Origin of the sequence: Thiothrix sp. UBA5583 (assembly GCA_002425225.1) — a bacterium.
GTDB classification, from domain to species: domain Bacteria; phylum Pseudomonadota; class Gammaproteobacteria; order Thiotrichales; family Thiotrichaceae; genus Thiothrix; species Thiothrix moscowensis.
This window is the reverse complement of the sequence record DILV01000007.1, coordinates 182031-182456: the sequence shown is the minus strand read 5'-3', so window position 1 is coordinate 182456 and position 426 is coordinate 182031. Positions and strand designations below refer to the sequence as shown.

General features: G+C 55.2%; 1 protein-coding gene. It reads right to left on the bottom strand.

Annotated features, from left to right (window positions below):
- Nucleotides 1-426, bottom strand: a 426-nt coding sequence (locus B2U47_RS02070) for a hypothetical protein (RefSeq protein WP_296683141.1), incomplete at both ends; no start/stop codon positions are given.

Genomic DNA, 426 nt, shown 5'->3' with positions numbered 1-426 from the left:
GTCAATACCAATCGGCTTGTGCGGATCAATACTGTCGAAGTCCAGCATCGAGCCAGCCTTGGCAACCAACCCCGCACCACCTGCAATAACCGCAGCCTTGGCAGCATCCAACCAATCCAGCCCTGTATCAACCACGCTGGCTTCCGGCAAATCGACAGGAATATCAGGCAAACTGACCTCAACAGCAGGAAGCGCGACATCGACCTCTGGCAACCCAACCTCAACCGTTGGAACATCCACATCAACGACAGGCAAATCAACATCCAGCGCCGGAGCCTGTAACGTCATGTCAGGCAGGTCGACTTCTGGCACATCAAGACCTTCCACGTCAGGCAATTGCACATTGATGTCAGGCACGGCCTGTCTTGCGACTTCAGGCACAGACAGTGCGACCTCAGGCAAGCTGACATCCAGATCTGGTGGATC